General features: G+C 63.5%; 29 protein-coding genes. 12 read left to right on the top strand and 17 right to left on the bottom strand.

The window, feature by feature from the left end; all coding sequences use genetic code 11:
* Positions 1-70: 70 nt before the first annotated feature.
* Positions 71-970 (bottom strand): sensor histidine kinase, encoded by a 900-nt coding sequence (locus O0881_RS03240; protein WP_289910107.1) that lies wholly within the window; start codon positions 968-970, stop codon positions 71-73.
* Between the two features lie 288 nt (positions 971-1,258).
* Between O0881_RS03240 and queE the strand changes: the two genes are divergently transcribed.
* From queE to O0881_RS03200, 8 genes are all read left to right on the top strand, one after another.
* Positions 1,259-1,894: a 7-carboxy-7-deazaguanine synthase gene (gene queE, locus O0881_RS03235; RefSeq protein WP_034785949.1), complete on the top strand. Its 636-nt coding sequence runs from the start codon at positions 1,259-1,261 to the stop codon at positions 1,892-1,894.
* A 10-nt stretch (positions 1,895-1,904) separates the two neighbouring features.
* Positions 1,905-2,351 (top strand): 6-carboxytetrahydropterin synthase QueD, encoded by a 447-nt coding sequence (queD, locus tag O0881_RS03230; protein ID WP_289910106.1) that lies wholly within the window; start codon positions 1,905-1,907, stop codon positions 2,349-2,351.
* The gene (gene tadA, locus O0881_RS03225) at positions 2,344-2,853 is read left to right on the top strand and encodes a tRNA adenosine(34) deaminase TadA (protein ID WP_289910105.1); all 510 of its coding nucleotides are present in this window, start codon (positions 2,344-2,346) and stop codon (positions 2,851-2,853) included. The genes queD and tadA overlap by 8 nt, the downstream gene beginning before the upstream one ends.
* Positions 2,854-3,097: 244 nt before the next feature.
* On the top strand, positions 3,098-5,461 hold the full coding sequence (locus tag O0881_RS03220; RefSeq protein ID WP_289910103.1) for a TonB-dependent hemoglobin/transferrin/lactoferrin family receptor: 2,364 nt from the start codon (positions 3,098-3,100) through the stop codon (positions 5,459-5,461).
* 61 nt (positions 5,462-5,522) lie between these two features.
* Entirely contained in the window at positions 5,523-6,677 is a 1,155-nt protein-coding gene (locus tag O0881_RS03215) for a ChuX/HutX family heme-like substrate-binding protein (protein ID WP_289910102.1), read from the top strand.
* Between the two features lie 163 nt (positions 6,678-6,840).
* The gene (locus O0881_RS03210; RefSeq protein WP_251348585.1) at positions 6,841-7,758 is read left to right on the top strand and encodes an alpha/beta hydrolase; all 918 of its coding nucleotides are present in this window, start codon (positions 6,841-6,843) and stop codon (positions 7,756-7,758) included.
* Positions 7,759-7,795: 37 nt separating this feature from the next.
* The gene (gene ldcA / locus O0881_RS03205) at positions 7,796-8,713 is read left to right on the top strand and encodes a muramoyltetrapeptide carboxypeptidase (protein WP_289910100.1); all 918 of its coding nucleotides are present in this window, start codon (positions 7,796-7,798) and stop codon (positions 8,711-8,713) included.
* A gap of 14 nt (positions 8,714-8,727) precedes the next feature.
* Positions 8,728-9,906: a DUF418 domain-containing protein gene (locus tag O0881_RS03200; RefSeq protein ID WP_289910097.1), complete on the top strand. Its 1,179-nt coding sequence runs from the start codon at positions 8,728-8,730 to the stop codon at positions 9,904-9,906.
* Here the strand turns inward: O0881_RS03200 and O0881_RS03195 are convergent.
* Positions 9,903-10,616 (bottom strand): SOS response-associated peptidase family protein, encoded by a 714-nt coding sequence (locus O0881_RS03195; protein WP_289910095.1) that lies wholly within the window; start codon positions 10,614-10,616, stop codon positions 9,903-9,905. The genes O0881_RS03200 and O0881_RS03195 overlap by 4 nt on opposite strands.
* A gap of 144 nt (positions 10,617-10,760) precedes the next feature.
* On the opposite strand from O0881_RS03195, the gene O0881_RS03190 reads away from it, so the two are divergent.
* Positions 10,761-10,982 carry a hypothetical protein gene (locus tag O0881_RS03190; protein ID WP_099667857.1) on the top strand — a complete coding sequence of 74 codons (222 nt, stop codon included), beginning with the start codon at positions 10,761-10,763 and terminating at the stop codon, positions 10,980-10,982.
* A gap of 13 nt (positions 10,983-10,995) precedes the next feature.
* Here the strand turns inward: O0881_RS03190 and O0881_RS03185 are convergent, their stop codons facing one another.
* The 6 genes from O0881_RS03185 to O0881_RS03160 form a co-directional block, all read right to left on the bottom strand.
* On the bottom strand, positions 10,996-11,241 hold the full coding sequence (locus O0881_RS03185; RefSeq protein WP_099667858.1) for a hypothetical protein: 246 nt from the start codon (positions 11,239-11,241) through the stop codon (positions 10,996-10,998).
* A gap of 72 nt (positions 11,242-11,313) precedes the next feature.
* Positions 11,314-11,643 (bottom strand): hypothetical protein, encoded by a 330-nt coding sequence (locus tag O0881_RS03180; protein WP_251348591.1) that lies wholly within the window; start codon positions 11,641-11,643, stop codon positions 11,314-11,316.
* A gap of 236 nt (positions 11,644-11,879) precedes the next feature.
* Complete coding sequence (locus O0881_RS03175; RefSeq protein ID WP_289904861.1) at positions 11,880-12,086, bottom strand: hypothetical protein; 207 nt, start codon at positions 12,084-12,086, stop codon at positions 11,880-11,882.
* Positions 12,087-12,187: 101 nt separating this feature from the next.
* Positions 12,188-12,757 carry a manganese efflux pump MntP gene (gene mntP, locus O0881_RS03170; protein ID WP_070218395.1) on the bottom strand — a complete coding sequence of 190 codons (570 nt, stop codon included), beginning with the start codon at positions 12,755-12,757 and terminating at the stop codon, positions 12,188-12,190.
* Between the two features lie 179 nt (positions 12,758-12,936).
* Entirely contained in the window at positions 12,937-13,791 is an 855-nt protein-coding gene (locus tag O0881_RS03165; protein ID WP_289910093.1) for an undecaprenyl-diphosphate phosphatase, read from the bottom strand.
* Between the two features lie 77 nt (positions 13,792-13,868).
* Entirely contained in the window at positions 13,869-14,489 is a 621-nt protein-coding gene (locus O0881_RS03160; protein ID WP_289910091.1) for a LysE family transporter, read from the bottom strand.
* 172 nt (positions 14,490-14,661) lie between these two features.
* Between O0881_RS03160 and O0881_RS03155 the strand changes: the two genes are divergently transcribed.
* Positions 14,662-15,549: a LysR substrate-binding domain-containing protein gene (locus tag O0881_RS03155; protein ID WP_289910090.1), complete on the top strand. Its 888-nt coding sequence runs from the start codon at positions 14,662-14,664 to the stop codon at positions 15,547-15,549.
* 27 nt (positions 15,550-15,576) lie between these two features.
* Here the strand turns inward: O0881_RS03155 and O0881_RS03150 are convergent, their stop codons facing one another.
* Positions 15,577-16,440: an alpha/beta hydrolase-fold protein gene (locus tag O0881_RS03150; RefSeq protein ID WP_289910088.1), complete on the bottom strand. Its 864-nt coding sequence runs from the start codon at positions 16,438-16,440 to the stop codon at positions 15,577-15,579.
* Between the two features lie 97 nt (positions 16,441-16,537).
* Complete coding sequence (locus O0881_RS03145; RefSeq protein WP_251348597.1) at positions 16,538-17,179, bottom strand: hypothetical protein; 642 nt, start codon at positions 17,177-17,179, stop codon at positions 16,538-16,540.
* Positions 17,180-17,341: 162 nt separating this feature from the next.
* Between O0881_RS03145 and O0881_RS03140 the strand changes: the two genes are divergently transcribed.
* Positions 17,342-17,770, top strand: coding sequence for an SMI1/KNR4 family protein (locus tag O0881_RS03140; protein WP_289910087.1), 429 nt, complete (start codon positions 17,342-17,344; stop codon positions 17,768-17,770).
* Here O0881_RS03140 and O0881_RS03135 read toward each other — a convergent pair.
* The 3 genes from O0881_RS03135 to O0881_RS03125 form a co-directional block, all read right to left on the bottom strand.
* Positions 17,767-18,099 carry a hypothetical protein gene (locus tag O0881_RS03135; protein WP_289910086.1) on the bottom strand — a complete coding sequence of 111 codons (333 nt, stop codon included), beginning with the start codon at positions 18,097-18,099 and terminating at the stop codon, positions 17,767-17,769. The genes O0881_RS03140 and O0881_RS03135 overlap by 4 nt on opposite strands.
* 26 nt (positions 18,100-18,125) lie before the next feature.
* The gene (locus O0881_RS03130; protein WP_289910084.1) at positions 18,126-18,812 is read right to left on the bottom strand and encodes a hypothetical protein; all 687 of its coding nucleotides are present in this window, start codon (positions 18,810-18,812) and stop codon (positions 18,126-18,128) included.
* 98 nt (positions 18,813-18,910) lie between these two features.
* Positions 18,911-20,581, bottom strand: coding sequence for a DUF6138 family protein (locus tag O0881_RS03125; RefSeq protein WP_289910082.1), 1,671 nt, complete (start codon positions 20,579-20,581; stop codon positions 18,911-18,913).
* Between the two features lie 397 nt (positions 20,582-20,978).
* Between O0881_RS03125 and O0881_RS03120 the strand changes: the two genes are divergently transcribed.
* A complete protein-coding gene (locus tag O0881_RS03120; RefSeq protein WP_289897809.1) occupies positions 20,979-21,671 on the top strand; it encodes a DUF3334 family protein in 693 nt (230 codons plus the stop codon).
* A 59-nt stretch (positions 21,672-21,730) separates the two neighbouring features.
* On the opposite strand, the gene O0881_RS03115 is transcribed toward O0881_RS03120, so the two are convergent.
* The 4 genes from O0881_RS03115 to O0881_RS03100 all read right to left on the bottom strand — a co-directional run bounded on the left by O0881_RS03115 (position 21,731) and on the right by O0881_RS03100 (position 23,974).
* Positions 21,731-22,177: a GNAT family N-acetyltransferase gene (locus O0881_RS03115; protein WP_289910081.1), complete on the bottom strand. Its 447-nt coding sequence runs from the start codon at positions 22,175-22,177 to the stop codon at positions 21,731-21,733.
* Between the two features lie 63 nt (positions 22,178-22,240).
* Entirely contained in the window at positions 22,241-22,903 is a 663-nt protein-coding gene (locus tag O0881_RS03110) for a hypothetical protein (protein ID WP_289910079.1), read from the bottom strand.
* 69 nt (positions 22,904-22,972) lie between these two features.
* Positions 22,973-23,515 (bottom strand): DUF2939 domain-containing protein, encoded by a 543-nt coding sequence (locus tag O0881_RS03105; RefSeq protein ID WP_289904872.1) that lies wholly within the window; start codon positions 23,513-23,515, stop codon positions 22,973-22,975.
* A gap of 198 nt (positions 23,516-23,713) precedes the next feature.
* Complete coding sequence (locus O0881_RS03100; RefSeq protein WP_289910078.1) at positions 23,714-23,974, bottom strand: hypothetical protein; 261 nt, start codon at positions 23,972-23,974, stop codon at positions 23,714-23,716.
* Positions 23,975-24,216 lie beyond the last annotated feature (242 nt).

Below are 24,216 nucleotides of genomic sequence, written 5' to 3'. Positions count from 1 at the left end.
GCTCGTTGGCCATGATGCAGCGCAGCGGGACGGAGGGTGTTGATATTGAGCAATATTTATGACGCCACGATCAGTCGTGCAGCAGGGGCGCCTCCTCGCAGGCGGCCAGCGGCAGGGACAGGCGCAAGGTGGTGCCGGCGCCGCTGCGGCTTTCGATGTGCAGGCTGCCGCCGGCGGCGGCCACGCGCTCATGCATGCCGGACAGGCCGCAACCGAGGCGCGGTGGCGAACCCGACAGCCCGACGCCGTCGTCGCTGATGCGGCATGCCAGGGTGGCCCCCGCTTGCTGCAGGCTCAGCTGGACATGCGTGGCGCGCGCATGGCGGGCGATGTTCGCCAGCGCTTCCTGCAGCACGTGATACAGCAGGGGGCCGTGCGCGCTGCCGGCGGCGGCGTCGAGCCGGTAGTCGCAGCTGCAAGCGATGCCCGTGGTGCGCTTGAAATCGGCCAGCAAGCCGTCGCACGCCGCTTGCAGGCCCGCGTCGAGGGCGGGCGGGCGCAGGTCGTGGATGACGCAGCGCAGCGCCGCGATGCTGAGGTCGATATTGCGCGCCATCATGTCCAGTTGGCGCGCCAGCAAGGGGGCGGCGTCATGCGTGCTGGTCTGCAGCATGGCCAGGTCGATTTTCAGGGTCAGCAGATGCTGGCCCAGGTCGTCGTGGATGTCGCGCCCGATGCGCAGGCGTTCCTGCGCGCGCGCCTTGTGCTGTTCGCCGGCCAGGCGCGCCTGTTCCGCCTCCGCGCGCAGCTGTTCCAGCGCCTGCAGGCGCAGCGCCAGGCGGCGCTGGCGCCACAGCAGCAGCGCCAGCGCACCGAGCAGGACGGCACAGGCCAGCATCAAGGGGGAGGGCGTGCCAGCTACCTGCATCGGCCCGGCGGCATGGCTGGCGTGCAGGGCCGCGAGTGCGGCCGCCGCCAGGCAGGCCAGAATACTCAGGCGGTACGGCGGGCGTAGCCAGCGTTGCGGCATGTCCATGCTCCCTTAATGTTTTCCATCAGGCAATGTTCTTACAGAAAATATATTAACTTGGGATCATTTACATTGTCTAAACGCAAAAGCCGCGCAGTTATGCCTGCGCATGTCGATTTCCGGCCCCGGACGCCGCAGCGGCAGGCGGCGGGCACGGCATTTGCACGGGAAGTGTCGTGGCGGCATATAATAGAGGGTTGTCAATCGGCTTTTGCGGTAACGGCGCCACGCGCCAGCCCCGATGCGTTCGCCCTGCGCGATGACGCCAGCCAGCTCTTAGGAAATACAGTGACTTATAGCATCAAAGAGATTTTTTATACCCTGCAGGGCGAAGGTGCGCACGCGGGCCGTCCGGCCGTGTTTTGCCGCTTTTCCGGCTGCAACCTGTGGACGGGCCGCGAAAGCGACCGCGCCACGGCCGTGTGCCAGTTCTGCGATACGGATTTCGTCGGCACGGACGGCGAACTGGGCGGCAAGTTCAAGACGCCGCAGGAATTGGCCGCGCTGATCGACAGCCTGTGGCCCGCCAGCTACGCGCCCAGCAAATACGTGGTGTTTACGGGCGGCGAACCGCTGCTGCAACTGGACACGGCGCTGATCGACGCCATGCACGCGGTCGGCTTTACCATCGCCATCGAAACCAATGGCACCTTGCCCGTGCCGGCCGGCGTGGACTGGATCTGCGTCAGCCCGAAGATGGGTTCCACCCTGGTGGTGCACAAAGGCAATGAAATCAAGGTGGTCATCCCCCAGTTCCAGCAAGACCTGGCCGCCTACGAACAACTGGACTTCGAGAACTTCTTCGTGCAGGCGATGGACGGCCCCCTGGCCGCGCACAACATGAAGCTGGCCATCGAAACATGCAAAAGCAACCCGAAGTGGAAGCTGAGCCTGCAAACCCATAAACTCCTGCAAATCCCTTAAAACAAATAATATGCTGACTATCACACGCAAGCTCGAATTCGACGCGGGCCACCGCATTCCCGACCACAAAAGCCAGTGCCGCAACCTGCACGGCCACCGCTACACGGTGGAAATCACCCTGGTCGGCAAGGTCATCGAAGCGGAAGGCAATTCCGACAATGGCATGATCATGGACTTTTCCGACGTGAAAACCCTGGCCAAGCAGCACCTGGTCGATGTGTGGGACCACGCCTTCCTCGTCTACGAAAAAGATACGGCCGTGCGCGACTTCCTGGCCAGCCTGCCCGACCATAAAACCGTCGTCATCGACCGCATCCCGACCGTGGAAAACCTGGCGCGCATCGCTTTCGAGATCCTGAAAGCCGCATTTACCGACCATTTCGGCACGGGCTTGCGCCTGCATAAGCTGGTGCTGCATGAAACGCCGAATTGCTGGGCAGAAGTGACCGATGACTGAAACGCACGCTAGCGCGCAGGACGCGTGCTACATGCAGCTGGCCCTGGAACAGGCCCAGCACGCATGGGATCTGGGCGAAGTGCCCGTCGGCGCCGTCGTCGTCAAGGATGGGGTGGTCATCGCCGTCGGCTACAACCAGCCCATCGGCCGCCACGACCCCACGGCGCATGCGGAAGTCATGGCCTTGCGCGCGGCCGCCGAAAAGCTGGGCAACTACCGCTTGCCCGGCTGCGAGCTGTACGTGACGCTGGAACCGTGCGTGATGTGCTCGGGCGCCATGCTGCATGCGCGCCTGGCGCGCGTCGTGTACGGCGCGGGCGACCCGAAGACGGGCGCCTGCGGTTCCGTGCTGAACCTGTTCGAGCAGCCGGCGCTGAACCACCAGACGGCCATCGCTGGCGGCGTGCTGGCCGACGAGTGCGGCGCTTTCCTCAAGCGCTTCTTTGCCGAGCGCCGCCGCGCGCAGGCGGAAGCGCGCAAGCTGGCCCATCCTCCGGCCTGATTCGGCCCAGACAGGGCAGGGCCGCCATGGCCTTGTCCCGCGTGCCAGCCATGCCAGCCACCCCGGCTGGCATTTTTTACAACTGTTGCGAAATAACATCTGTCTAGACCACTTTGCCATTCTCAAATGAGAATGATTCGTGTTACAGTATTGTTTTCGCCAGCAAACTTTCCTTATACATCGTTAACACTTTCGTTATCGATCCGGGTTCAAGAGCCAGCCTTTACTCTTCCACCGGATCATCATGACTACTGTGCCTACGCAGCGCCTCGCTGCACCCGTCGTATCCCCAGCTCACCTGCCTGTCCGCCGCCATAACCTGGTGCTGCGCGCCGCTTTGCTGGGCCTGTTCGCCGCGCCGCTGCTGCCCGTGGCCGCGCAAAACGCCGCCATCAATGCAGGCACGGCCGCGCAGGAACCGGCCAAGCTGCCTGTTTTCCCGGAAATCGTCGTGAACGCCAAACAGGATTACGAGCGCCGCGCGGGCACCAAGACGGTGATCCGCAGCGATGACCTGGAGCGCCGCAACGTGACGGACATGGCTGGCGTCGTGCGCTATCAGCCGCTGATCAGCACGTCAATGGCGGCCTCGGGCGGCGGCGGCATGTGGGATGGCGCGGGCAATACCGGTTACAACATCCGCGGCCTGGAAGGCAACCGGGTCAGCCTGGAACTCGACGGCATTTCCCTGCCAGACGCGGCACCCAAGCCGGACAGCAGTAACATGAACGCCTTCGGCATGGGCCGCGATTATTTTGATCCGGAGACTTTCCGCGAAGTGCGCATCGATTCGGGCACGACGGCCGTCAGCGGCGCCAATCCCGGCCTGGGCGGCGGCGTGGCCTTCATCACCAAGTCGCCCGAAGATTACCTGGGCGAAGGGGTGGACCATTATGTGGCGTATAAATACGGCCGCGCCACGGTGGACCGCAGCAATGCGCACACCCTGACGGGCGCCGCCAAGATCGGCGCCAGTCTGCAAGGCCTGGCAGTGTACGTGCACCGCGATGGCGAGCAGCTGGACAGCCGCGGCAGCGCCACCGTCAACCCGGATGACTGGCATTCGAACGCCTTGCTGTCGAAGCTGGTGTGGGCCTTGCCGGGCGAACAAAAGCTGGACTTGACGGTCGACATGTTCGAACGCAAGAACAAGCGCGACCTCAACAATAAAGTCAGCGCCATGTACCCGGACGGCGTACAGCAGGATTCCACCACCAAGCGCACCCGCGTCAGCCTGGGCCACGAGGTGGTGCTGAAGGATTTCGCCCTGTTCGACCGCCTGACCTCGAAAGTCTATCTGCAGAATGCGAAGATCGAGGACAAGAGCAAGGGGCGCTATGTTTACCGCGGCAACTCCCTGCGCGCCATCGACACCAGCTTCAAGAATGACAGCATCGGCCTGACCTCGGAAGCGTTCAAGCAGCTCAACGCCGACAACGCGCTGCTGTACGGCGTGCAGCTGGAACAGGCCAAATCGCGCCGCCCCTGGATGGAAGACCGCACCCTCATCGCCACGGGCGAGCACCAGATCACGCGCAAGAACCGCATGGCCGACATGGATGCCACCAAGCTGGCCCTGTATGTGCGCGACGACCTCAGTTTCGACCTGGGCGGCAAGAAAGCCGTGCTGACGCCAGGCCTGCGTGCCGACTACCGCAAACTGGAGCCGAAAAACCTGCAGAACTACCTGATCGGCGTGCCGAATGCGGCCAAGGAAGTGCGCAAGGAGAGCGATTCCTACTTCACGCCGAGCCTGAGCCTGTCCGTGGAAGTGCTGCCGCAAATGCAAGCCTACGCCACGTTCACGCGCGGCACGCGCCTGCCGACGGCGATCGAACGCACGGGTACCTATGATTCCATCAGCTATACGGGCACGGGGAATGGCTATGCCGTGCTGGGCAATCCGAATCTGGGCAAGGAAACCAGCAAGGCATATGAACTGGGGCTCAAAGGCGACGTGACCAGGGGCTTGAGCATGCAGGCGTCCGTCTACCAGACGGAGTACAAGAACATGATCGAGTACGTGGCGCAAGAGCTGGATCCGGTGAATTACCCGACCCTCACTCTGGGCCTGTTCCGTCCGGAAAACATCGGCAATGCGCGCACCTGGGGCGCCGAGCTGAGCCTGCGCGCGGAGTTGGGCGCCTGGTTGCCGGCCATGCAGGGCTACCGCGTCGACCTGGCCACGGGCGTGGCCAAGGGCCGCTCCTTCAATACCCTGACGGGCGAGAGCGGCGGCCTGGCCTCGGTGGCGCCGGCCAAGACGGCGCTGACCTTCGGCTATGACCATACGAACAAGTTGTTCGGCCTGGAACTGACGGCGCTGCATGCCGGCGAGAAACAGGCGCCGAACGATTTGCTGATGGGCGGGACCGCGCCGCTCTTCAAGGTGCCGTCGTACACCATCTTCGACCTGTCGACCTACTGGAACGTGCACAAGAACGCCAAGATCATCGTCGGCGTGTACAACTTGACGGATCGCAAGTACTGGGATTACGCCGCCGCGCGCAGCCTGGCCGCCGGCACCACGGCTGCCAGCCGCCTGGAGATCGAGCGCTACGCCAAGCCGGGCCGCAACGTCGCCGCCAGCCTCAGCGTCAACTATTGATTTCTACCGGGGAGGGGTGCTTGCCCCTCTTTTTTTCCATGTTTGATTGAATGGTCTCTCTATGAAGTTATCCAAACTCGTTCTATCCCTGCTAGGCAGCCTGCTGATCGCAAACGCATACGCGGCCCCAGCCACTTTGGCGGAACGCTGGTCCACCTTGCGCACGGAGCAGCCGAAGCTGCAGATCCGCGACGCGGCGCGCGCGCTGGGTGTATCCGAAGCGCAATTGCTGGCAACCAACATCGGCAAGGGCGTCACGCGCCTGCAGGCCGACGGCAACCAGCCGCGCGAAATCATGCGCGCCGCGCTGGACCTGGGCACCGTGCAAGCGATCACGCGCAATGAAAACGGCGTCATCGAAACGACGGGCGTCGCCAGCAAATTCAAGCAGGCGGGCGACAAGTCCGAGCAGGCCGACGCCAAGGACCCGGAAACGCAAGCGCGCCAGCGCAATATCGCCGGCGGCTACCTGGGCGGCCAGATCGACCTGCGTTTCCACTTTGAAAACTGGAAATACGCATTTGCGGTAGAACAAGCGGGCCGCGATGGCAAGCCGACGCGCAGCCTGCAATTCTTTGACGCCAACGGCACGGCCGTGCACAAGATCTACCTGCGCAACGAGCCGGGCGTGGCCGTCTACGATAAATTGGTGACCACCTTCCGCATGCCCCAGCAAAGCGCGGAATTGAACGTGCTGGCCGTGGCGCCGAAAGCGGCGGAAAAGCCGGATGCCGAGATCGACGTCAAGGAATTCCAGCTGGCCTGGAAAGACATGACGGACGTGCACCAGTTTGCGCAAATCATGCGCGAATTCCACCTGTCGCGCGAACAGGCCCTGCGCCTGGCGCCGGCCGGCGTGGTCGAGCGCGTGACGCCAGCGGCGCTGCGCACCCTGCTGGAAAACGCGGCCAAGGACAAGGTCGCCATCATGGTGTTCCTGGGCAATGAAGGCTTGACGCAGATCTACAGCGGCAAGATCGAGAAAACCATGGCCGCCGGCGGCTTCTTCAACGTGCTGGACCCGGACTTCAACCTGCACATCCGCGACACGGCCCTGCGCAGCGGCTGGATCGTCAAGCGCGGCGGCGTCACTTCCGTCGAGTTCTTTGACAACGACGGCACGCAAGTGGTCTCCTTCTTCGGCGTGCGCGAGCGCGGCAAACCGCAGCCGCAAAGCTGGGTGGACCTGGCCGATTCCTTGCCGAAGGCCAAGTAAGCAGTAGCGATGATTCTGCACGGTTGCCGCGCGCCGTACCGGCGCGGCAACACTTCAGCTTGTGTACCGCGTGCCGGTCTCATGTCTGAAGCACAATAGTGGTATGCTGATTGCAAGGCCGCAGCGATCGTGCCTGCGTGCTGGTTCCTGAAGAGAGGCAATCATGGCAACCATCATGGCGAACGGCCTCAACATAGCTTATGAGAGCCACGGCAACCCCGATGACCCGTGCGTGCTGCTGGTCATGGGCCTGGGCATGCAACTGATTGCCTGGCCGGCGGACTTCGTCGAAGGCATCGTCGAGCAAGGCTACCGGGTCGTGCGTTTCGACAACCGCGACAGCGGCCTGTCGAGCAAGATGGCGCTGGCGGGCAAGCCGTATCTGCCGCTGGCCTACGTGAAAAACCTGCTGGGCTGGCCCCTCAAGACTTCCTACACCCTCGATGACATGGCGGACGACGCGCTGGGCTTGCTGGCGTCCCTGCGGATTGCCCAGGCGCACGTGATCGGCGTATCGATGGGCGGCATGATCGCGCAAGTGATGGCGGCGCGCGCGCCGCTGCAGGTGCTCAGCCTGACCTCCATCATGTCGAGCAGCGGCCGGCGCGGCTTGCCTGGCCCCACGCGGGCCGCGCGCAATGCGCTGCTGCAACGCCCGAAACGCAACGCCAGCCGCGCCGAACTGATGGCGCACATGGCCGCCACCGTGCGCGTGATCGGCAGTCCCGCCTATCCCGTGTCGGAAAAATTGCTGTACCAGCGCATCGAAGCGGCGCTGCAGCGGGGCAGTTGCCCCGAAGGCGTGGCGCGGCAAATGGTGGCGATCGCCGCCTCGGGCGAGCGCACGGCCTTGCTGCCAAGCATCAGTTGCCCGGCGCTCGTGATCCATGGCGCGGCCGACCCCTTGATCCCCGTCGCCTGCGGCATCGATACGGCGGCGCTGATCCCCGGCGCCCGGCTGGAAGTGATCGAAGGCATGGGGCACGACATGCCGCCCCAGCTGATCGAGCGCCTGCTCGCCTTGATCGATGTGCATCTGCAAGGTAAGATGGCGCCCCAGATGCGCTCCCAGCCAGCTTGAGCCAGGCGCGCCCACCACTTGACTAGCCAGGCATATTTTGAAGACACCTGAGATTGGCATCGCCATCGTCGCGCCGGGCGGTTGTGCGCCCGACGAGGCGGCTTTGGCGCGCGGCATCGCCCGCTTGCAGGCGCAAGGCGCCACCGTCCACAATTACTACGACCCCGAGCACACATTCCAGCGCTTCGGCGGCACGGATGCGGGCCGCCTGGCGCAGCTGAACGCGGCGGCCGCCGACCCGGCCGTGCAAGTGGTGATCGCCTTGCGCGGCAGCTACGGCATCAGCCGCATCCTGCCCGACATCGATTTCGACCGCATGGCAGACAGCAGCAAGCTGTTTGTCGGCTACAGCGACTTCACGGCCTTCCACATGGGCTTGCTGGCAAAAACGGGCCGCGCCAGCTTTGCCGGCCCCATGATCTGCGATGATTTTATCCGCGACGAGCCCGAGCAATTTACGCTGGATCAACTGTGGTCGTGCCTGGCCGGTCCCACGCACGCGGTCACGGGCGCGGCGGCGGGCAATCCGCAGGTCGAGCTGAGCGGGCAACTGTGGGGCGGCAACCTGGCCATGCTGGTTCACTTGCTGGGCACGCCATATTTCCCCCAGATCGATGGCGGCATCCTGTTCCTGGAAGACGTCAACGAACACCCGTACCGGGTCGAACGCATGCTGCTGCAACTGCTGCACGCGGGCGTGATCCAGCGCCAGCAAGCGGTCGTGCTCGGTGACTTTTCCGGCTATAAACTGAGCCCCATGGACAAGGGCTACGATGTCGACGCCATGCTGGCTTACGTGCGCGAGCGCCTGCCCGTGCCCGTGTTGACGGGACTGGAATTCGGCCACATCCGCCGCCGCGTCACCTTGCCGTTCGGCGGCCAGGCGCGGCTGCAATCGGATGCGTCCGGTTTCAGCCTGCAGGTGGGCGATTACCCGACCCTGGCGCGCCCCTGAACGTCCTGAACTCCGTGGGCGCCAAGCCCGGCAGGTTGCTGCAGCTCGACGTGCTGCGCGGCATCGCCGTGTTTGGCATCTTGCTGGTGAATATATGGTCGTTCGCCTGGGGCAGCCTGTCCTTGCGCTACGGCACCTTGCCGGCGCAGCCGCCCGTGCTCGACCAGCTCGTCATTTTTGGCGTGGCGGCGCTGGCGCAATTCAAGTTTTACCCCATCTTCGCCTTTCTGTTCGGCGCCGGTTTTGCCTTGCAGACACGTTCCCTGCGGCGCCAGCTGGGTAGCTGGGAAGTGGCGCAAGCGGCTTACCGGCGCCGTTTGCGCTGGCTGCTCGTGTTCGGCCTGCTGCACGGCTTCTGCATCTGGAGCGGCGACGTGCTGACCTCGTATGCCGTCGCCGGCATGCTGGTCCTGCCCCTGCTGTCCGCCAGGCTCAGCCGCGTGCGCAACCGCGCCTGGCTGGTGGCGGCCGGTTTTCTATTATTCATGTGCCTGTTGATTCCTGTGGGCCAGCAGGGCGGCGCGCCGGACATCGCGCGCGACCTGCAAGCCTTTGCGGAGCGCTACGCGGTCTACACGCAGGGCGGCGCATGGGCCGTCGCCAGGCTGCGCGCCAACGATTTCCTCGTCTCCTTGCTGTACTCGGCCGTCATGCTGCCGCATATCATCGTGCTGTTCTTGCTGGGCATCTTGTCCGTGCGTTTCGGCTGGCTGACGCAGCCGCAGCGCCACCAGCGCCTGTGGTGCAGGGTGCGTGCCGTGGGCCTGGGCGCGGGCTTGCCGTTCAACCTGCTGGCGGCGGGGGCCGTCGCGTGGCAGGTGGCCGATCCGTATCAAACCGTGTTTGACACGGCCCTGTTCGAAGTGGGCCTGTTCGCCGGCGGCCCCGTGCTGGCGGCCGGCTATGTGGCCGCGCTGATGCTGGCCGGCCCCTTCATGCTGCGCTGGCTCGGTGCATGGCTGGCGCCCGTGGGACGCATGGCGCTGAGCAATTATCTGCTGCAATCGCTGATCGGCACCTGGCTGCTGCAGGGGCCGGGCCTGGGCTGGGGCGCAACATTGCGTCCCGTCGAGATGCTGGGCCTGGCGGTCGTGATGATGGCGGGGCAGGTGCTGCTGAGCCGCTACTGGCTGCGCCATTTCAGGCAAGGTCCCATGGAAGCGCTGTGGCGCCGCCTGGCGCACCTGCCTTAATCCGTACCCCAGTCGAAGGCACTTTGCGCCGCGGCCGGTGGCGGCTTGGCCCTGGCGGACGGTACCAGCGGATTGTCGACGGCATGCCATTCGAACAAGTCCACGTCGAGCATGCAGGTGCGCGCCAGGTGCAGCGCTTGCTCGGGCGTCAGGGCGGGGTCCAGCCAGCGGTGCGCGTCTTCCCGGTTGACGGCTACGGGGCGGCGGTCGTGGATATCGACCATGCCGCCCATACTGTCGGCCGTCACCAGTACGAAGCCCGCTTCTTCCCGATTGACCTTGTAGGGACCGAACTGGGCCAGCGCCAGCAGGAACAGGGGTGCGCGGTCCTTGCGGTGGATGTGCCACGGCTGCTTGCCGCCTTTCTCGCCCGTCCATTCATACCAGCCGGAAACGCAGACGATGCCGCGCCCCGCGCGCAGCAAGGGTTTCCAGTAGGCGCCGGCGAGTTTTTCCAGGCGGGCATTGATGGCGATGGGGATTCTTTTCTTGCCGGGAGCGGGCGTGGCCGCGGCGGCCCAGGCGGGCCGGTAGCCCCAGAAGATATCGTCGACCCGGTGCACGCCATCCTGGATGTGCAGGATGGGCCGGTAGGTGCCGGGCGAGACGTTCAGGTGCGCTTCCGCCTCGCTGTCGAACACCGCGTCGGTCCAGCCGAAGGATGACGCCAGCACGCGCGCCGTGTCATTTTGATCGAATCGTCCACACATGGGGAAATCATACCCGATCGCCCGCCGGCGCGAGCGCGGCGCACGCCCTTTTCGTGAGTGTGGTCAAACGTACAGACGTGGGCGACCGCAAGGCGCACAGTGGAAGCCAGTCAGGTCCCTGACGCTTCTTGCATCGGAGGAATTATGCCTTTTGAAAATCCCACCATCCACAAGGGTTTTACCATCAGCGCCACGGCCAGCCAGCGCCGCGATGGCCGCTGGGTCGGCTCGTATGTCAGCCAGAACCAGGCGTGCGGCGCATATGCGGACACCTGCGATTACGACGATTGCAGCAATGAAAAAGAGGCGCAGCAACTGGCGCTGTCCGTCGGCTGGCGCCTGGCCGATGGCGTGCCTGCACGCTGAGACCGCTTTTGGGTCAGTGTTTTCGCCGCAGGGCCAGCAGCAAGCCGGCCACGGGGAAGAACAGGGCGGTACCCAGCCGGACGGAGGTCAGCGAAGCGGCCTCCACGCCCACCACATGGGGCAAGGCCAGCAGCAACAGGGGCGTGGGCACGGCGATGGCGAAGAAAAACAGGTACCACGAATAGCCATTCTTCTTGGCCAGCAAGGCAATCAGGGCGCAGCCGACGAGGAAGACCAGCGGCAAGTTCACATATTCCATGGTTTTGTGTTTTCATCCGGGAAAGCGCGTCATTATACGCGCGCCCAGGCGGGCCTGACGGGCTTGCCGGCGTCAGTTGCCGACGAAATCCGGCGGCTGCGGCGCTTGCGTACCAGCCTGCGTATCGGCCTGTGTACCCGCGAGCGGCGCCTCGGCCGGCAGCAGCGCCTTGATGGCGCCGTTATAGATGAGTTCCTGGGCGTACGCCGAGGCCTCGATCAAGGCCGCATGCACGGATTTGAAACTGCTCGGCGTTTCAATCAGCACGGGCTTGGCATACGCCTGCAAGGTATCGCCGCGCTTGCTGATCAAGATCATGCCCCGGTAGCGTCCGTCCTTCTCCAGCGCCCCCGTCACATGAAATTCATAACCCCTGATCTGGTGTTTTTGTTCCTGATCCATGTCTCCCGCCTCCAAGTCCATTGTCACGGCATTGGGCCATCAATTCGATAGGAACAGCAGAGTGTTTGATCTGAATCAAGACCGCCATTTCAAGCCACGATTCAACCAACGTCGCTACGCTTGTCGCAAGCGTAGCGAGCGACGGTGATGTGTGGCTGAGAAGCGCAACCGTACATTGGTACGGTGAGCATCGCCAGCCGCAAAGTCGCCCGCGCAGTAGCTTGCGGCTGCCGTCATCACCCAGCGCGGATGGCGCGGATTTGCTGGGCTGTTTCTTCGATTTCCCGATACGCTTCCTGGATATAGCCATCGATCGGATGCCCGTCCATCCACTCGAAATAGGCGCGCTCGTCGTGCTTGATGGCAAAAGGGACGTGGTGGTCGCGTATCGATTCGGCCGTTTCGCGCACCAGCGAGGCAAAAAGCAGCTCAAGAGTTTCCATGATGGTCACCTTGCGAGACAGGAATGCAGAGCCTTGAATGTAGCACAAAGTGGCGCGTCGCCTGCGCCGCCGGCCATGGCGTGCGCAGGCCTTGCCCGGCCTCAGGCCGGATGGCCGATATGCTCGTACAGGATCACGCAGCCGATGACGATCAGCACCAGGCCGCCCACCAGCTCCGCGCGCCGGCCCGCCACCGTGCCCAGCACGCGGCCCAGCATCACGCCCAGGGTGACCATGACGAAGGTGGAAAAGCCGATGGCGGCCGCCGTCACGACGATGTTGGCGCCCAGCAAAGCCAGGCCCGCACCCACCACCATGGCGTCGATGCTGGTGGCCAGGCCCGTCACGGCCAGCACCCAGAACGAGTGCGACTGGGCCGGCGCTTCTTCCTCGTCGGCATCGGAAAGGGCATTACGTATCATCAGCAAGCCGATGATGCCCAGCAGGCTGAAGGCGATCCAGTGGTCCCACGCTTCCACGTAGGGCGCGGCCACGCTGCCCAGGGCCCAGCCGATGATGGGCGTGATGGCTTCGATGACGCCAAAGATCAGCCCCGTGCGCAGCGCTTCGCGCCATTGCGGCTTGTGCAGGGCGGCGCCCTTGCCCACGGCGGCCGCGAAGGCATCGGTGGACATGGCAAGCGAGAGGGCGGCGGTGGCGGCGAAATTCATCGTTGGCTTTCAGTAAAACCTGGCTGGGATAGTAAAGCAACAACGCCGAAGAAAACCGTAGCGAGCGGAAGGGAGTTGCGGTCGAGAAGCGCAACTGTACGCAGGTACAGTGAGCATCGCAGGCCGTAAATCACGACGCGCAGTAGGTTTTATAGGCGTTTAACGCAAACCCGGCGATTTTACCCTACGTACAGCACCACCAAGGAGGCCAGCAGGCAATATGCGCCAAAGAAATGCCAGCGCCCCTGTTCCAGCCAGCGCGACAGCCAGCGCAGGGCCAGCAAGCCGGCCAGGAACGATAGCAGCATGCCCAGCAGGCTGGGGCCGAGCAGGTGCAGCAGGCTGTTGCCGTGTTCCAGATGATCGAGGCTACCATTTGCCACGGCCTGATAGAAGCGCCAGCCTTCCTTGGCCAGCACGGCCGGCGTCAGCACGACGGCCAGGGCGAAGCTGAATTCTTCGGCGCGGCGCTGCGGCACGCCCATGGCGATGCCGGCGGAAATGGTGGCGCCCGAGCGGGAAAAGCCCCGGAAGGGCAGGCACAGTCCCTGCACGGCGCCGATCACCATCGCCTTGCCGATGGACAAGGTGCCATGCTGGCGCGCCTGCAGGCGCGACGACACAATGATCAGCACGCCTGCGGCGGCCAGGGCGGCGGCCATCAGTTTCGCGTTGCCGAACAGGTGCTCGATTTCAAAGCCGGGCGCATCCTTGCTCATGACGTGCGTAATGCCTTTCAGCAAGCCGAAGCCGACGATGCCCGTCAGGGCCGTAGCGGCCACGAGCAGCAAGGCATTGCTGCGGAAGGCAGTGGCCGAGCTGAAATACGTGGCGCGCCAGGATTTCCAGAAATACACGATGACGGCGAACATGGTGCCCGTGTGCAGCATCACCAGCAGCATGGTCAGCTCCGGCGACGTCGGGTCCAGGCCCATCAGTTTTTCCGCCATGATGACGTGGGCGGAGCTGGACACGGGCAGCAGCTCGGCGAAGCCCTGGACGATGGAAAGAATAAATAGTTGCAAAAAACTCATGGGTATCTGTACTCGGCGGGGGGAAGAAAGGTCGCCGATTTTACCCGCCGGATGCGGCGGGCACGTCTCGCGCCAGATTACAGTTTGTCCATGTTGGCGCAGGCGAGCGCGACGCCCAGCGCCATCAGGACCGCGCCGATCAGCCGGTCGATGCTCCGCTGGTGGCTGACCATGCGCAAGCGGAAGCGCGCTTGCGAGAAAAAGACGGCCACCAGGGCGAACCAGGCCAGGTGGATGGCGGACATGCACAGCCCGTAACCGAACTGGACTGCCAACGGCGTGCCGGGCTGCACTACCTGGGTGTAGGTGCTGATGACAAACAGGGTCGTTTTCGGGTTCAGGGCATTGGTCAGAAAGCCGTTGAGCAAGATCTTATGCCGGGGCACGCTGGCGCCGCCGTGCAGGTCGATGACGAGTCCGGCGCGGTTGGTCCAGGTTTTCCAGCCGATCACGGCCAGGTAGAGGGCGCCGGCCAGCTTGATCGCCGTAAATAGTCCAGGCGAACCGGCGATGAGCAGCGCTACGCCAAACATCGTATAGAACACGTGCACTTGCACGCCCAGCGCGATGCCGAGCGCGGCCAGCAGGCCGGCGCGGCGGCCATGCAGATAGCTGTTGCGCGTGACCATCGCGAAATCGGGACCCGGAACGATGGAGGCCAGCAGGGTAATCAGGGCAACGGCAAGCAATGCAATCATGTGTCTTCCTTGGGCAGTGGTGGCGCCCGCACGGCCATCGGTGACTATTTCTCGCCTGTTGGGCAAGGGCGCGGCGCGCATGCGGGCTGCCGGAAGACAAATTATCGCTAGAATGGCGTTCCATGAAAAACGATGATATCTTGCGGATATGTGTGAGAAAAAGTGACAGATCATGACTAGGCAGACGGCGCTGGGCACCTTGCGTTTCTTCGAGGCTGCGGCCAGGCTGGGCAGTTTCGTCCAGGCGGCCGCGGAACTGCACGTCACGCATGGGGCCGTCAGCCGGCAAATCCGCCTGCTGGAAACGTCGCTGGGCACGCCCCTGTTCGAACGCCGCAACCGCGGCGTGTTCCTCCTGCCGGCAGGCGCGCAGCTGCGCGATGCCGTCCAGCAAGCGTTCGAACGGCTCGACGCCGCCCTCGAAGCCGTGCGCCAGCCGGTGCGCCAGGGGCCGCTGGTGGTGTCGTGCGAGCCGACGATCGCGATGAAATGGCTGATACCGCGCCTCGGCGACTTTTACCAGCGCCATCCCGAGGTGCCGCTGCACCTGTTCGCCTCAGGCGGGCCGGTGGCGTTCCAGCGCGACGCGGTGGACGTGGCGCTGCGCCGCGACGATTTTCTGTGGGATGCGGGCTTGCATGCGGAAAAGGTGTGCGATGAATGGATCGCGCCCGTGTGCGCGCCGGCCCTGCTGCGGCAAGGCCGGCTGGACCTGTCCGCGCAGCGCCTGCTGCACACGGCGTCGCGCCCGGCTGCCTGGACCCACTGGCGCGCCGCCGGCAAGGATACCGACGGCGGCGGCCAGGGCGGCAGCCAGACCTACGAGCACTTCTATCTGAGCCTGCAAGCGGCTTGCGCCGGCCTCGGCGTGGCCATCGGCTCAGTCTTCATGGCGCGCGAAGACCTCGACAGCGGGCGCCTGGTCGCGCCCTTCGGTTTCCGGCGCGACGGCAGCGCCTATTTCCTGCTGTCGCCGCTGCCATTCGATGGCGACGCGCGCCGCACCACCTTGCTGCACTGGCTGCGCGAGCAGATGGGGCAGGCGCTGCCGGCGCCGTAGCCGTCCCCGTTCCCGTCCCCGTCCCGCTTATTGCGGCGGCGTGGCCGGCTTGAAGACGCTGCGAAACGCTTTCAGGGCGGCCGGGTGATAGATCGTGCCGTGGGTTTCTTCCGGCATCTTTTCCACATGCCATTGCAAGCCGCGCGGCGCCTGTTTTTCCAGCACGTCGGCCAGGCGCTGCACTTCCACGGCGATGCCTGCCTCGCTGCTGGACGCCAGGTACAGGCTGTGCTTGCCCGGCGTGCCTTTCGCCAGCAGGGCTGCCGCCTGGCGCGGCAGGGCGCCATGATTCCACCACAGGCTGGGGTCGAACGCCACGTAATGGTCGAACAGCTGCGGTTCCAGCAGATAGGTTTCCACCACGAACAGGCCCCCCAGCGATTCGCCGACGATGGCCGTCTCGCCCGTTGTGCGGTAGCGGCGCTTGATTTCCGGCATCAGCTCATCGCGGATGAAGGTCCGGTAGGCGGCCGCGCCGCCCACGACGGGGGCGATCTTGCGGTCTTCCGCATTCCCGGTCGGCCCCGTCAGGTCGCGCCGGCGCTGCGTGTTTTGCATGCCGACCAGCATGAAGGGACGCATCGTGCCATTCGCCACGGACACTTGCAGCAAGCCGGCCACGTGCAAAAAGTCTTCGGCCACGCCGCCGTCCGGCATGTACAGCACGGGCAGCGGGGCGTCGGGGGGCGTATCCCAGGCGCGCGCCATGTACACATTGATGTGGCGTTTTTCTTTCAGCGCCTGTGAATCGATGCTGAAACTTTCGCCGATGACGAGCGGCGTGGCTGCGCTGGAGGAAGCGGTAGCGGCGGGCGCGGCATTGGCGAGGTGGAAGGGGCTGGACAGCAGCAGGGCGGCGGTGAGGTGCAGTGCAAGGCAAGAGCGGCGCATGGTTTCCTGTGATAAGTAAGTTTGGATCGATGGCATGTACTCGTATAGACATGCCATCAAGCAATTCTATCTCATCTTTCTTGTCTTTGATGCAGCCTTACTTGATCGTCAATAGTTTTCTCTCGCGCACGATACCGGCCTTGTCGATCGTGTAGGCGACCAGCAGGGCGCCATCGTCGGCACAGGCGTGGCAGGTGATCAGGGGCGTGGAAAACAGCACGCTCTGGCCGCCATCGCCGGTGGCCGTGCTGCCGACGAACTCGGCGGGCGCGAACGGCATGGCGTCCGGGTGGGCGGCGGTAAACGCTTGCCAGGCAGGCGTGGCCCGGTCTTCCTCGCGCACGGAGTGCTCGTCGACATCGATGGCCGCGCCATCGCTGCCGATCAGCAAGGTGCTTTCATTCGTGTTGGCGCGAAACGGATAGGTGACGGTGGCCAGCGCCACCTTGCCCAGCGGGCGCCAGGCAGAGATGTAGCCTGGCATGTTTGCCCCGACCAGCATCCTGGCGGCGGCGATGGCTTGCGGGGGCGCACCGGTACGCTTCATGGTGCGCAGCAGGCAGACGTCGGGCGCGGAGTGCGATTGCCCGGTGCGGCAGGCCGACAGCGAGCGTTCCTGCCAGACGGCACGCGCATCGATGGGCCCCGTCTCTTCGGCATGGGCGGCCTGCATGGCGACCAAAGCGGAAAAGGCCAATACGGCGCAACCGATGACATGGCGGGGAAATTGTATGAACATGGGGAACTTTCTGTAGCGGAAACAATAGAGCCTCAGATTATAGGAGGGGGCCGACGAGCTTGCGCGCACGGCTGGATGGCCGCTTGACGCCCGGCGTCCGCTCGCCGATGATGGCGCGCTGAGGCAGCCCGCCGCGCGCCTATTCAAAGGAAACCTATCTCTATGCGTCTTGCCCCAGTCATCGCCGCCATCGCGCCGTACTGGCGTGCCAGTCCTGGCGCCACGCCGGCGTCCCTGGCTGCCATCGAACAGGCCATGGGCCTGCCGTTGCCGCCGGATTTACACGACTTCCTGTGCTGGTCCGATGGCGGCGCAGGGGATGTCGATGGGCAATCGCTGTCGCTGTGGCCCGCGCGCGAGCTGGTGGCGCTGAATGGCGCGTATCAACTGCAGCGCTACCTGGGCGGCCAGTGCCTGGGGATCGGTTCCGATGGCGGGCCGCTATGCCTGCTGCTCGATTATCGCGCGGGCGCGGCGCCGGCCCTGGCGTACGTCAACTTCGGCGACCTCGATCCGGCCGAGGTACGCGTCATCGCCCCCGCGTTCGGCGAGGGCATGGCCTTGCTGGCGGCCGGCTTGCGCCTCGATTAACGCTTCCTGGCCGCCGCCTGGCGCAAGGCCTTCGCTTCCTGCTTGTTGGGAATGTGCGGGCGCGTGGCCAGCACCGCCTTGACGGCGGCGATGGCGGCGCCGAACTGCTGCTCGGCCTGCTCTGGGCTGGCGCCTGCATAATCCTGCTGGTTGGATTGCGCGGCACGCAGCCGGCGCAGCAGCGCCAGCAATTGCTTGCCGTGCAGGCTGGCCAGATCTTGCGCCAATACCTGCTTGCTCAGCGCACCGTCCACGTGGTCGGGATCGAGCAGGCGCAGCAGGGCCAGGCCTGCCGGCTGGGCGACGGGTGTCAGTTTGGGTTTATCCACCGGCAGCCTTAGGGATGAGTGAAGGATTACAGGTATTCCCAGATTTCATCGAAGGTTTCGCGCGCGAAATCGTTGCGCCAGGCTTCCGAGTTCTTTTCGCGGCTGACGGCAAACACGGCGCGCCACGCCTGTTTCGGCGAGCTCGTGTAGGTCGCGGCGATCTTTTGCAGGCCGGCCTTGCATTGCTCGACCTTGCAGCCGCTCTTCGCCAGTTGCTGGGCGGCAGGCGCCCATGCCAGCGGTACCTTGACGATCTGGCATTCGAAGCTGACGGCGGCCGTCTGGATGCCGTTTTCCACCGTCACCGGATCCGCCTTGGTGGCCTGGCACACGGCGCCCTTCTTGGCGGCGATGACGTTCGCCGCCAGCAATTCGGCGGCCGGCGTCACGGCCGCGCGCATGGTTGCGGGGAACAGGTCGGCGATCAGCTTGCCCGTTTCCGTTGGAAACTTGGCGTCCGCTTCCTTCATGTCGCTGTACGACGCGTATTCGGCGCTCTGGTGGCCGGCCAGGCGGGTGGGGCGCAGGTAGGCGTTGAGCTTGGCGACGCTGGCTTCATCCAGGTTGATGATGGTCTTGATGTACAGGTTGGCAGCATCGAGCGGGGCCAGTTCCGCGGCGTCGGCGGCAATGGCGGGCTGGGCCAGCGCCACAGCAGCGGCAAAGCTTGCTGCCAGCAGGAAGGTGCGCGATGTTTGTTGTGTTTGATGCATGTATTTTCTCCACGATTCAATGTCAGACGCCAAAAGATGCCTCAAGGCAACTCTGGCGCCGCGCATTATATATGGTGAAAGTCATAACGTTGCGCACATTAGGCGCCTGTCTTGCTGGCCGCTTCGAGCAAAGCCAGCAGCAACTCCCTGCGCCGGCCTTGCGCCTTGCGCGCCAGGGCCGCCAGTTTTTCCAGCTTGCCCCAGACGGGATACAGCATGTGCTCGACCAGATAGCCTTCCAGCCCTTGCAGTTGCTGGCAGAACAGTTCCAGTGTCTCCACCTCTTCCAGTTCCGCCTGGATTTTGACTTTGGCGTTATCCGTGCACGCGCGCAGGCAGGCCGCCAGCACGGGAACGGACTCCGTCGTCACGCCATGCCGTTCGGCGAAGGCGGCCGTGAACTGATCCTGCACGGACTGGTGTTCCTCGTCGACGTTGGCCATGTAGTGCTGCACCAGGGGGAAATGGCGTGCGTCGAGCAAGCCCAGGCCAAACGTGGCGTAACTGCCGGGCATGCAATTCTTTTCGCCTTCCGTGTCGGCATAGAACTCGAATTGCCCGATGGCGGCGCGCGCATACGCTTCCAGTTGCGGCTGCAGCGATGCATGGGCGAGGGCGTTGGCAAAGAAGCGGTGCGTGTCGGAGCGGGCCAGGCCTTTCAAGGGCAGATATTCCTTGACCTTCGATTTGAGCTTGATCCGGTAGCTTTTCGGGAAGCCGTTGTTCAGCAGGTGTGTGATGAACGCCAGCGCCTGCGCATACGCGCCTTCTTCTTCCTGGGTAATCGTGATGCTGATCGTGGCAAACACGTCGTTGGCACGGCATTCCAGCAAGGCATTTTTCACGTGGATGTCGCCGTCGGGGAAGGTGCCGCTGCCTTCCTTGAGCATGCGCACGGCCCGTTCGCTGCCCAGTTCACGCGCGATTTCCAGGAATTTCAGGCCCGTCGATTTGGCGTAGCTCGGTTCGTGGCGCAAGATCATCACGGCCCCGTACAGCAGCAGGTCGATCGGCGCCAGCGCCTGCGCATCGGGCGCCGCGCCCGCTTTCAAGGTGTATTCCGTGCCGCTGTAGCTTGAGGTTTGCACGTCATAGAACTGCGGCAAGAACTGTTTTTCCGCCCAGGCCGACACGGCCTGGATGATGTCGCTGCGATGTTCGGCCAGCGCTTGCGGGCGCGACTTGTTCAGCTGCTCGATGCGTTCGAATTGTGCGATGGTCCAGGCGATATCGGGCTGCGGAAACAGCTGGGGATCGAGCAGGTGGCGCGCCAGGAAGAAGGTTTCCAACTTTTTCGTCGGCCGGTTGCCGCGCTCGAGTTTTTGCTCGACGTAGCTGTGGATGCGCGCGAGCAGGGCGCTGCGCTTGCCTTCGTTGACATGATCGAGCAGATTCAGGTGCAGCGTGCCCTGTGCCGTCTGGAATTTTCCGCGAAAGCTGAAGCGGTAGTCGATCAGGGGCGTGTCGGCCAGCGTTGCCAGCTTCGCTTGCACCATGGCAACCAGCTGGGGCGCGATGCTGTCGCGCACGACGGCTTCATCCAGGCGCGATGGCGTCCTCTGCGTGAAATCCCCGGCATCGGCCAGATGGTAATCGTCGGCCGTGGTGCGGCCGGGTTTGTAGTCGAGCAAGAGATCGTTAAAGATACCCATTTGCAAGGTGGTCCGATTCACGGCGCTTTCCAGATCGGTGCGCTTCAGGCGCTCGACAAACCACGCCTCGACGGCCGCCATCATTTCCGCCGTTGCCTGTTCCTGCAGTGTACTCATCCTCTCATGCCTTTCGGTAGTTGCGTCCCGCGGGGCAGTATACGTGATGCTGCCTTTTCGCCATGGTTTCAACCGTGCCAGCCTGAATCTTCCTGCATGCTTATCTTCCGCATAATGTTGCATTGCAGTGTATTGGTATTTCCGCACAGATCGTCAAGTAAATGCAGGTATGGCTGGACGGAAATGTTACATCTGGGTATTCTGCGCATGATACTTATTTCTATACAGAAAAAGGTAAGAGGGCGGTTCGGGGCGGCGGCAACGCGGCGCGCGCCGCCACGCAAGGTCAGGCATGCAAAGGTGAAGTCGTCCGCCAGCTGAGCGAAACTGTCAGGTTTCGGCTCGCGGCGGGCAGGGAACAGTGCTGTCATCTTTAAAATAGTAGGAGAGGTTGCTCATGGATGCAGAAAAGGATGTTGTGTACGGTACAGAAGATTTGTTGATGAGTTTGTGCAACTCGGTGGTTCGGGTGCTCAACGTTGCAACGCAAAGCAAGGTCAATTATTCAGGCATGGTGCAGCGCATCACCAAGACGGGCCTGAAGCCGGATATCGGCTGTTTCGTCATGTTCGATGGCGGTTTCACGGGCCTGGTGGTGCTCAATTTTGCCGCCGATACGGCGATGGAAATCTACGAGCGCTACATGTTGCACATGGGTATGCCGAAGTCGGAGCTGGCCAGCTTCTACACATCGGACGAAGTGTCGAACATCATGGGCGAGCTGATGAACCAGATCGTGGGCGACTTCACGGGCAAGGTACGGCGCGAGTTGCAAACGAATATCACCCAGAGCCAGCCGAAGATGCTGGTGCTGAACAAGCAGGTGATGCTCAGCGTCGACACGCCGCTGGACCGCCCGGAAATGCGCCGCGTCACTTTCTACACGGAAAAGAACAATATTTTCTACCTGGAACTGGCGATCGACCGTACCGAGTTCATCAAGTTGCACGATTTCGATTCCCGCGAAGTCGACGCCGACTCGCTGATGGATGGCGAATTCGCGAACCGCGAACGGGACGCCGCCCCGGCGCCTGCCGTGGAACCGGAAGACGACGACAACGCCGACCTGCTCAAGTCCCTGGGCATGTAAGCAAAGGTCGCTGACCAGGGCTGGCGGCAGGTTTGCCGCCAGCCCTGGTCGCATGCCGCCTACAGGGGCTTGCTCATGAATACCCGGCTCGTCCCCTCGGGACTGCAGGCAATCTCGCCGAAGCGGCGCCAGCCGCGCCGCTCGTAAAACTCGGGCGCCTGGAAAGTGATGGTGTACAGCACCGCCGAGGCGCAGCCGCGCCGGCGTCCTTCCTCTTCGAACTGCGCCAGTATCCGGCTGCCCAGTCCCAGTCCCCGCAAGGCGGCGGGCAAATAAAACAAATCGAGAAACAGCAGGCCCAGCGAAGTCCGGCCCATGGCGCCGCCCAGCACCCGCTGGCTGTCGCGGTCGCGCACGACGACGCTCAATACCTGTCTGTCGCTATAGCCGGTGATGGCATCGTTGTAGGCATTCAAGCCCTCGAGGATGGTTTGCTCGACCTCCGCGTCGATCGTGGCGCTGACGCAGATGGTGTACGGTAATTGGATGGGCGGGTGTGCAGGCATGCTCGAAAGGGGAATAGTAGATAACTGTATGAATATACAGTATTTCGCCTGTTCTTGCCTGTTTTATTGTGGCAACGTCAATGTTTCCATCCTGCGAATGCCGACCATGCCGCGTTGCTGGCTGTCATCGAGCGACCAGTACTCGAGCGCGTACGCATAACTGCCGTCGATGATGGTCAGCGACTCCTTCTGGCGGCCGTTGGGCGCCTTGTAGTGCAGGCGCCGCGCGGGCCTGCCATCGACCTGTTGCTTGAACGATTGCGGCGAAATGTGGGCGCGCTTGCCCGTCTTGCCGGCCATCGACATGGCCGTGATCGTCACATAGGCCCGGTCCGGGCACCGCGCCAGCAGGTGCGCGCCGCTCAGGACGGTTGCTTGCGCTTGTTCCAGCGGGAAACCGAACGGCTGCATGCCGACGATATCGTCGCAGCCCATCTGTTGCGCCAGGGTACTCAGCACGGCTGGATCGAGCGCGCTGGTATAGTGTTTTTCAGCGGCCTGCGCCTGTCCCAGCGCCAGGCGGCGCTCCAGCTCGGCCAGCGAAATGTCGCTGGGCACGGGCAGCAGTGCCGGGCCGTCCGGATCGGCGGCGCTGGACGTTTCCGCCTGCATGCGCGCGGCAACGGAGTGGCTGCGCTCGGCGGCGGCGATCCCATCGTGGGCATGGGCGGATGGTGCGGCGCCGGCAAAGGCCATGGCCAGCGCCAGGGTCGTGTGTTTCAGCATGAAATCTCCTGCAATCGTATACAAGTGGCCCGCATTGTGTATCAGATTGCCTGCGCATGCGCGCTTCTTCTAGCGTGCGGCCATCGCCGACGCAATCTCGATCGAACTCAGCTTCCAGCCCCACACGCCATGGCGCAGCAGGATCAGCGCGCCTTCCTGCGCATTGCCATCCTTTGCGCGCACGATGAAGGTGTTCAGGCCGGCATAGCCAGCTGAATAGTCGGCCTTCTTGCGCGCGCCATCGGCGGGCGCATCCGGATTTGGCTCTGCTTGCGGGCTGACGGCGCTCTTGTTGACCAGCGCCACCACGCCGGCGGGCGAGACCATGGTATCGACCATCTTGCCCAGCATGGCGCTGGCGATCGACTGGCCCAGCGCGGCCAGCGGGTTGCCGCTGCCGGCGGTCGCCTCGATGCTGCGCGCCATGCTCGCTTCCAGCTGCGTCTTGACGCTGGCGCGCAGGGCGGGGAAGTCCACGTGTGCGGCCAGGGCATCGGCGTTGCGCTCGGCCAGCGCGGTCTTGATCTGGTGCAAGGTGTAATAGGGCGAAGCGTAGGCGGTGACAGCGACGGCAATGACGGCCGCAGCGGCGGCAATGGTAGTTTTTTTCAAGGGATGCCTGTGAGGTGAAAGGTACTGGGTGCGTGTCGCGCTATTTTACCGTGCGCCTGGCGGCGCGGTGCCTGATGGCGTGTCTTGCAGACCCGGTCGTGTTGCACGGCGTATCGGGTCGCAAGTGATGCGCTTGTTACATCCGGCCTGGCGAAGGCGGCGCGCCTGTGCGCCAGCCTGAGGGGAGCAAGCCCGGGATTATGGCTTGCCTGGAATTGACCCCGGTGTCTGCATAGAATCGAGGAACTCCTTGGTATCAATGTTTTTTGCATCCGAGCTGCTGCCGCAATTCTTGGCGATCCATGTGCCGAGCGAGGCGGTGGAGCTGGATTTGCATTTGACGGCGGCAAGTTTGGGCGCGCCGTCGGCCGCAGCGGGTTCGGGGGCCGCGCAGCCAGCCAGCGATAATGCGGAAATGCTGATCAATAATAAATAAGGGTAACCAGAAAACAATTTCATGCTTATTACCTTTCGTGATGATACACATTCGTTAAATGAGGCGAGTTGATTGTAACAAAACATAGATTATTTACTATGATTTTTTTATCGGACAATGTTGCGCCTGCAGCTAGTGGTGTTGTTTGATGGAAATGCCGGGCATCGGTGCGACGCGCCATGTCCGTTCCTGCCTGCGCTCCGCGGCTGTTTAGCCTGGTCGCTATAGAGCGATGGGGGTGGGTGCTGTATAATGGGGGAAAAGT

The organism is Janthinobacterium sp. SUN100 (genome assembly GCF_030397705.1).
Classification (GTDB): Bacteria; Pseudomonadota; Gammaproteobacteria; order Burkholderiales; family Burkholderiaceae_D; genus Janthinobacterium; species Janthinobacterium kumbetense.
The sequence above is the reverse complement of the archived record's forward strand: the minus strand, read 5'-3'. Positions and strand labels throughout refer to the sequence as shown.

Coding starts and splice junctions, on each gene's coding strand:
- O0881_RS03240 (WP_289910107.1), bottom strand. CDS start 970: ATGCCGCAACGCTGGCTACGCCCGCCGTACCGCCTGAGTATTCTGGCC.
- queD (WP_289910106.1), top strand. CDS start 1,905: ATGCTGACTATCACACGCAAGCTCGAATTCGACGCGGGCCACCGCATT.
- tadA (WP_289910105.1), top strand. CDS start 2,344: ATGACTGAAACGCACGCTAGCGCGCAGGACGCGTGCTACATGCAGCTG.
- O0881_RS03220 (WP_289910103.1), top strand. CDS start 3,098: ATGACTACTGTGCCTACGCAGCGCCTCGCTGCACCCGTCGTATCCCCA.
- O0881_RS03215 (WP_289910102.1), top strand. CDS start 5,523: ATGAAGTTATCCAAACTCGTTCTATCCCTGCTAGGCAGCCTGCTGATC.
- O0881_RS03210 (WP_251348585.1), top strand. CDS start 6,841: ATGGCAACCATCATGGCGAACGGCCTCAACATAGCTTATGAGAGCCAC.
- O0881_RS03195 (WP_289910095.1), bottom strand. CDS start 10,616: ATGTGTGGACGATTCGATCAAAATGACACGGCGCGCGTGCTGGCGTCA.
- O0881_RS03190 (WP_099667857.1), top strand. CDS start 10,761: ATGCCTTTTGAAAATCCCACCATCCACAAGGGTTTTACCATCAGCGCC.
- O0881_RS03185 (WP_099667858.1), bottom strand. CDS start 11,241: ATGGAATATGTGAACTTGCCGCTGGTCTTCCTCGTCGGCTGCGCCCTG.
- O0881_RS03180 (WP_251348591.1), bottom strand. CDS start 11,643: ATGGATCAGGAACAAAAACACCAGATCAGGGGTTATGAATTTCATGTG.
- O0881_RS03175 (WP_289904861.1), bottom strand. CDS start 12,086: ATGGAAACTCTTGAGCTGCTTTTTGCCTCGCTGGTGCGCGAAACGGCC.
- mntP (WP_070218395.1), bottom strand. CDS start 12,757: ATGAATTTCGCCGCCACCGCCGCCCTCTCGCTTGCCATGTCCACCGAT.
- O0881_RS03165 (WP_289910093.1), bottom strand. CDS start 13,791: ATGAGTTTTTTGCAACTATTTATTCTTTCCATCGTCCAGGGCTTCGCC.
- O0881_RS03160 (WP_289910091.1), bottom strand. CDS start 14,489: ATGATTGCATTGCTTGCCGTTGCCCTGATTACCCTGCTGGCCTCCATC.
- O0881_RS03155 (WP_289910090.1), top strand. CDS start 14,662: ATGACTAGGCAGACGGCGCTGGGCACCTTGCGTTTCTTCGAGGCTGCG.
- O0881_RS03150 (WP_289910088.1), bottom strand. CDS start 16,440: ATGCGCCGCTCTTGCCTTGCACTGCACCTCACCGCCGCCCTGCTGCTG.
- O0881_RS03145 (WP_251348597.1), bottom strand. CDS start 17,179: ATGTTCATACAATTTCCCCGCCATGTCATCGGTTGCGCCGTATTGGCC.
- O0881_RS03140 (WP_289910087.1), top strand. CDS start 17,342: ATGCGTCTTGCCCCAGTCATCGCCGCCATCGCGCCGTACTGGCGTGCC.
- O0881_RS03130 (WP_289910084.1), bottom strand. CDS start 18,812: ATGCATCAAACACAACAAACATCGCGCACCTTCCTGCTGGCAGCAAGC.
- O0881_RS03125 (WP_289910082.1), bottom strand. CDS start 20,581: ATGAGTACACTGCAGGAACAGGCAACGGCGGAAATGATGGCGGCCGTC.
- O0881_RS03120 (WP_289897809.1), top strand. CDS start 20,979: ATGGATGCAGAAAAGGATGTTGTGTACGGTACAGAAGATTTGTTGATG.
- O0881_RS03115 (WP_289910081.1), bottom strand. CDS start 22,177: ATGCCTGCACACCCGCCCATCCAATTACCGTACACCATCTGCGTCAGC.
- O0881_RS03110 (WP_289910079.1), bottom strand. CDS start 22,903: ATGCTGAAACACACGACCCTGGCGCTGGCCATGGCCTTTGCCGGCGCC.
- O0881_RS03100 (WP_289910078.1), bottom strand. CDS start 23,974: ATGAAATTGTTTTCTGGTTACCCTTATTTATTATTGATCAGCATTTCC.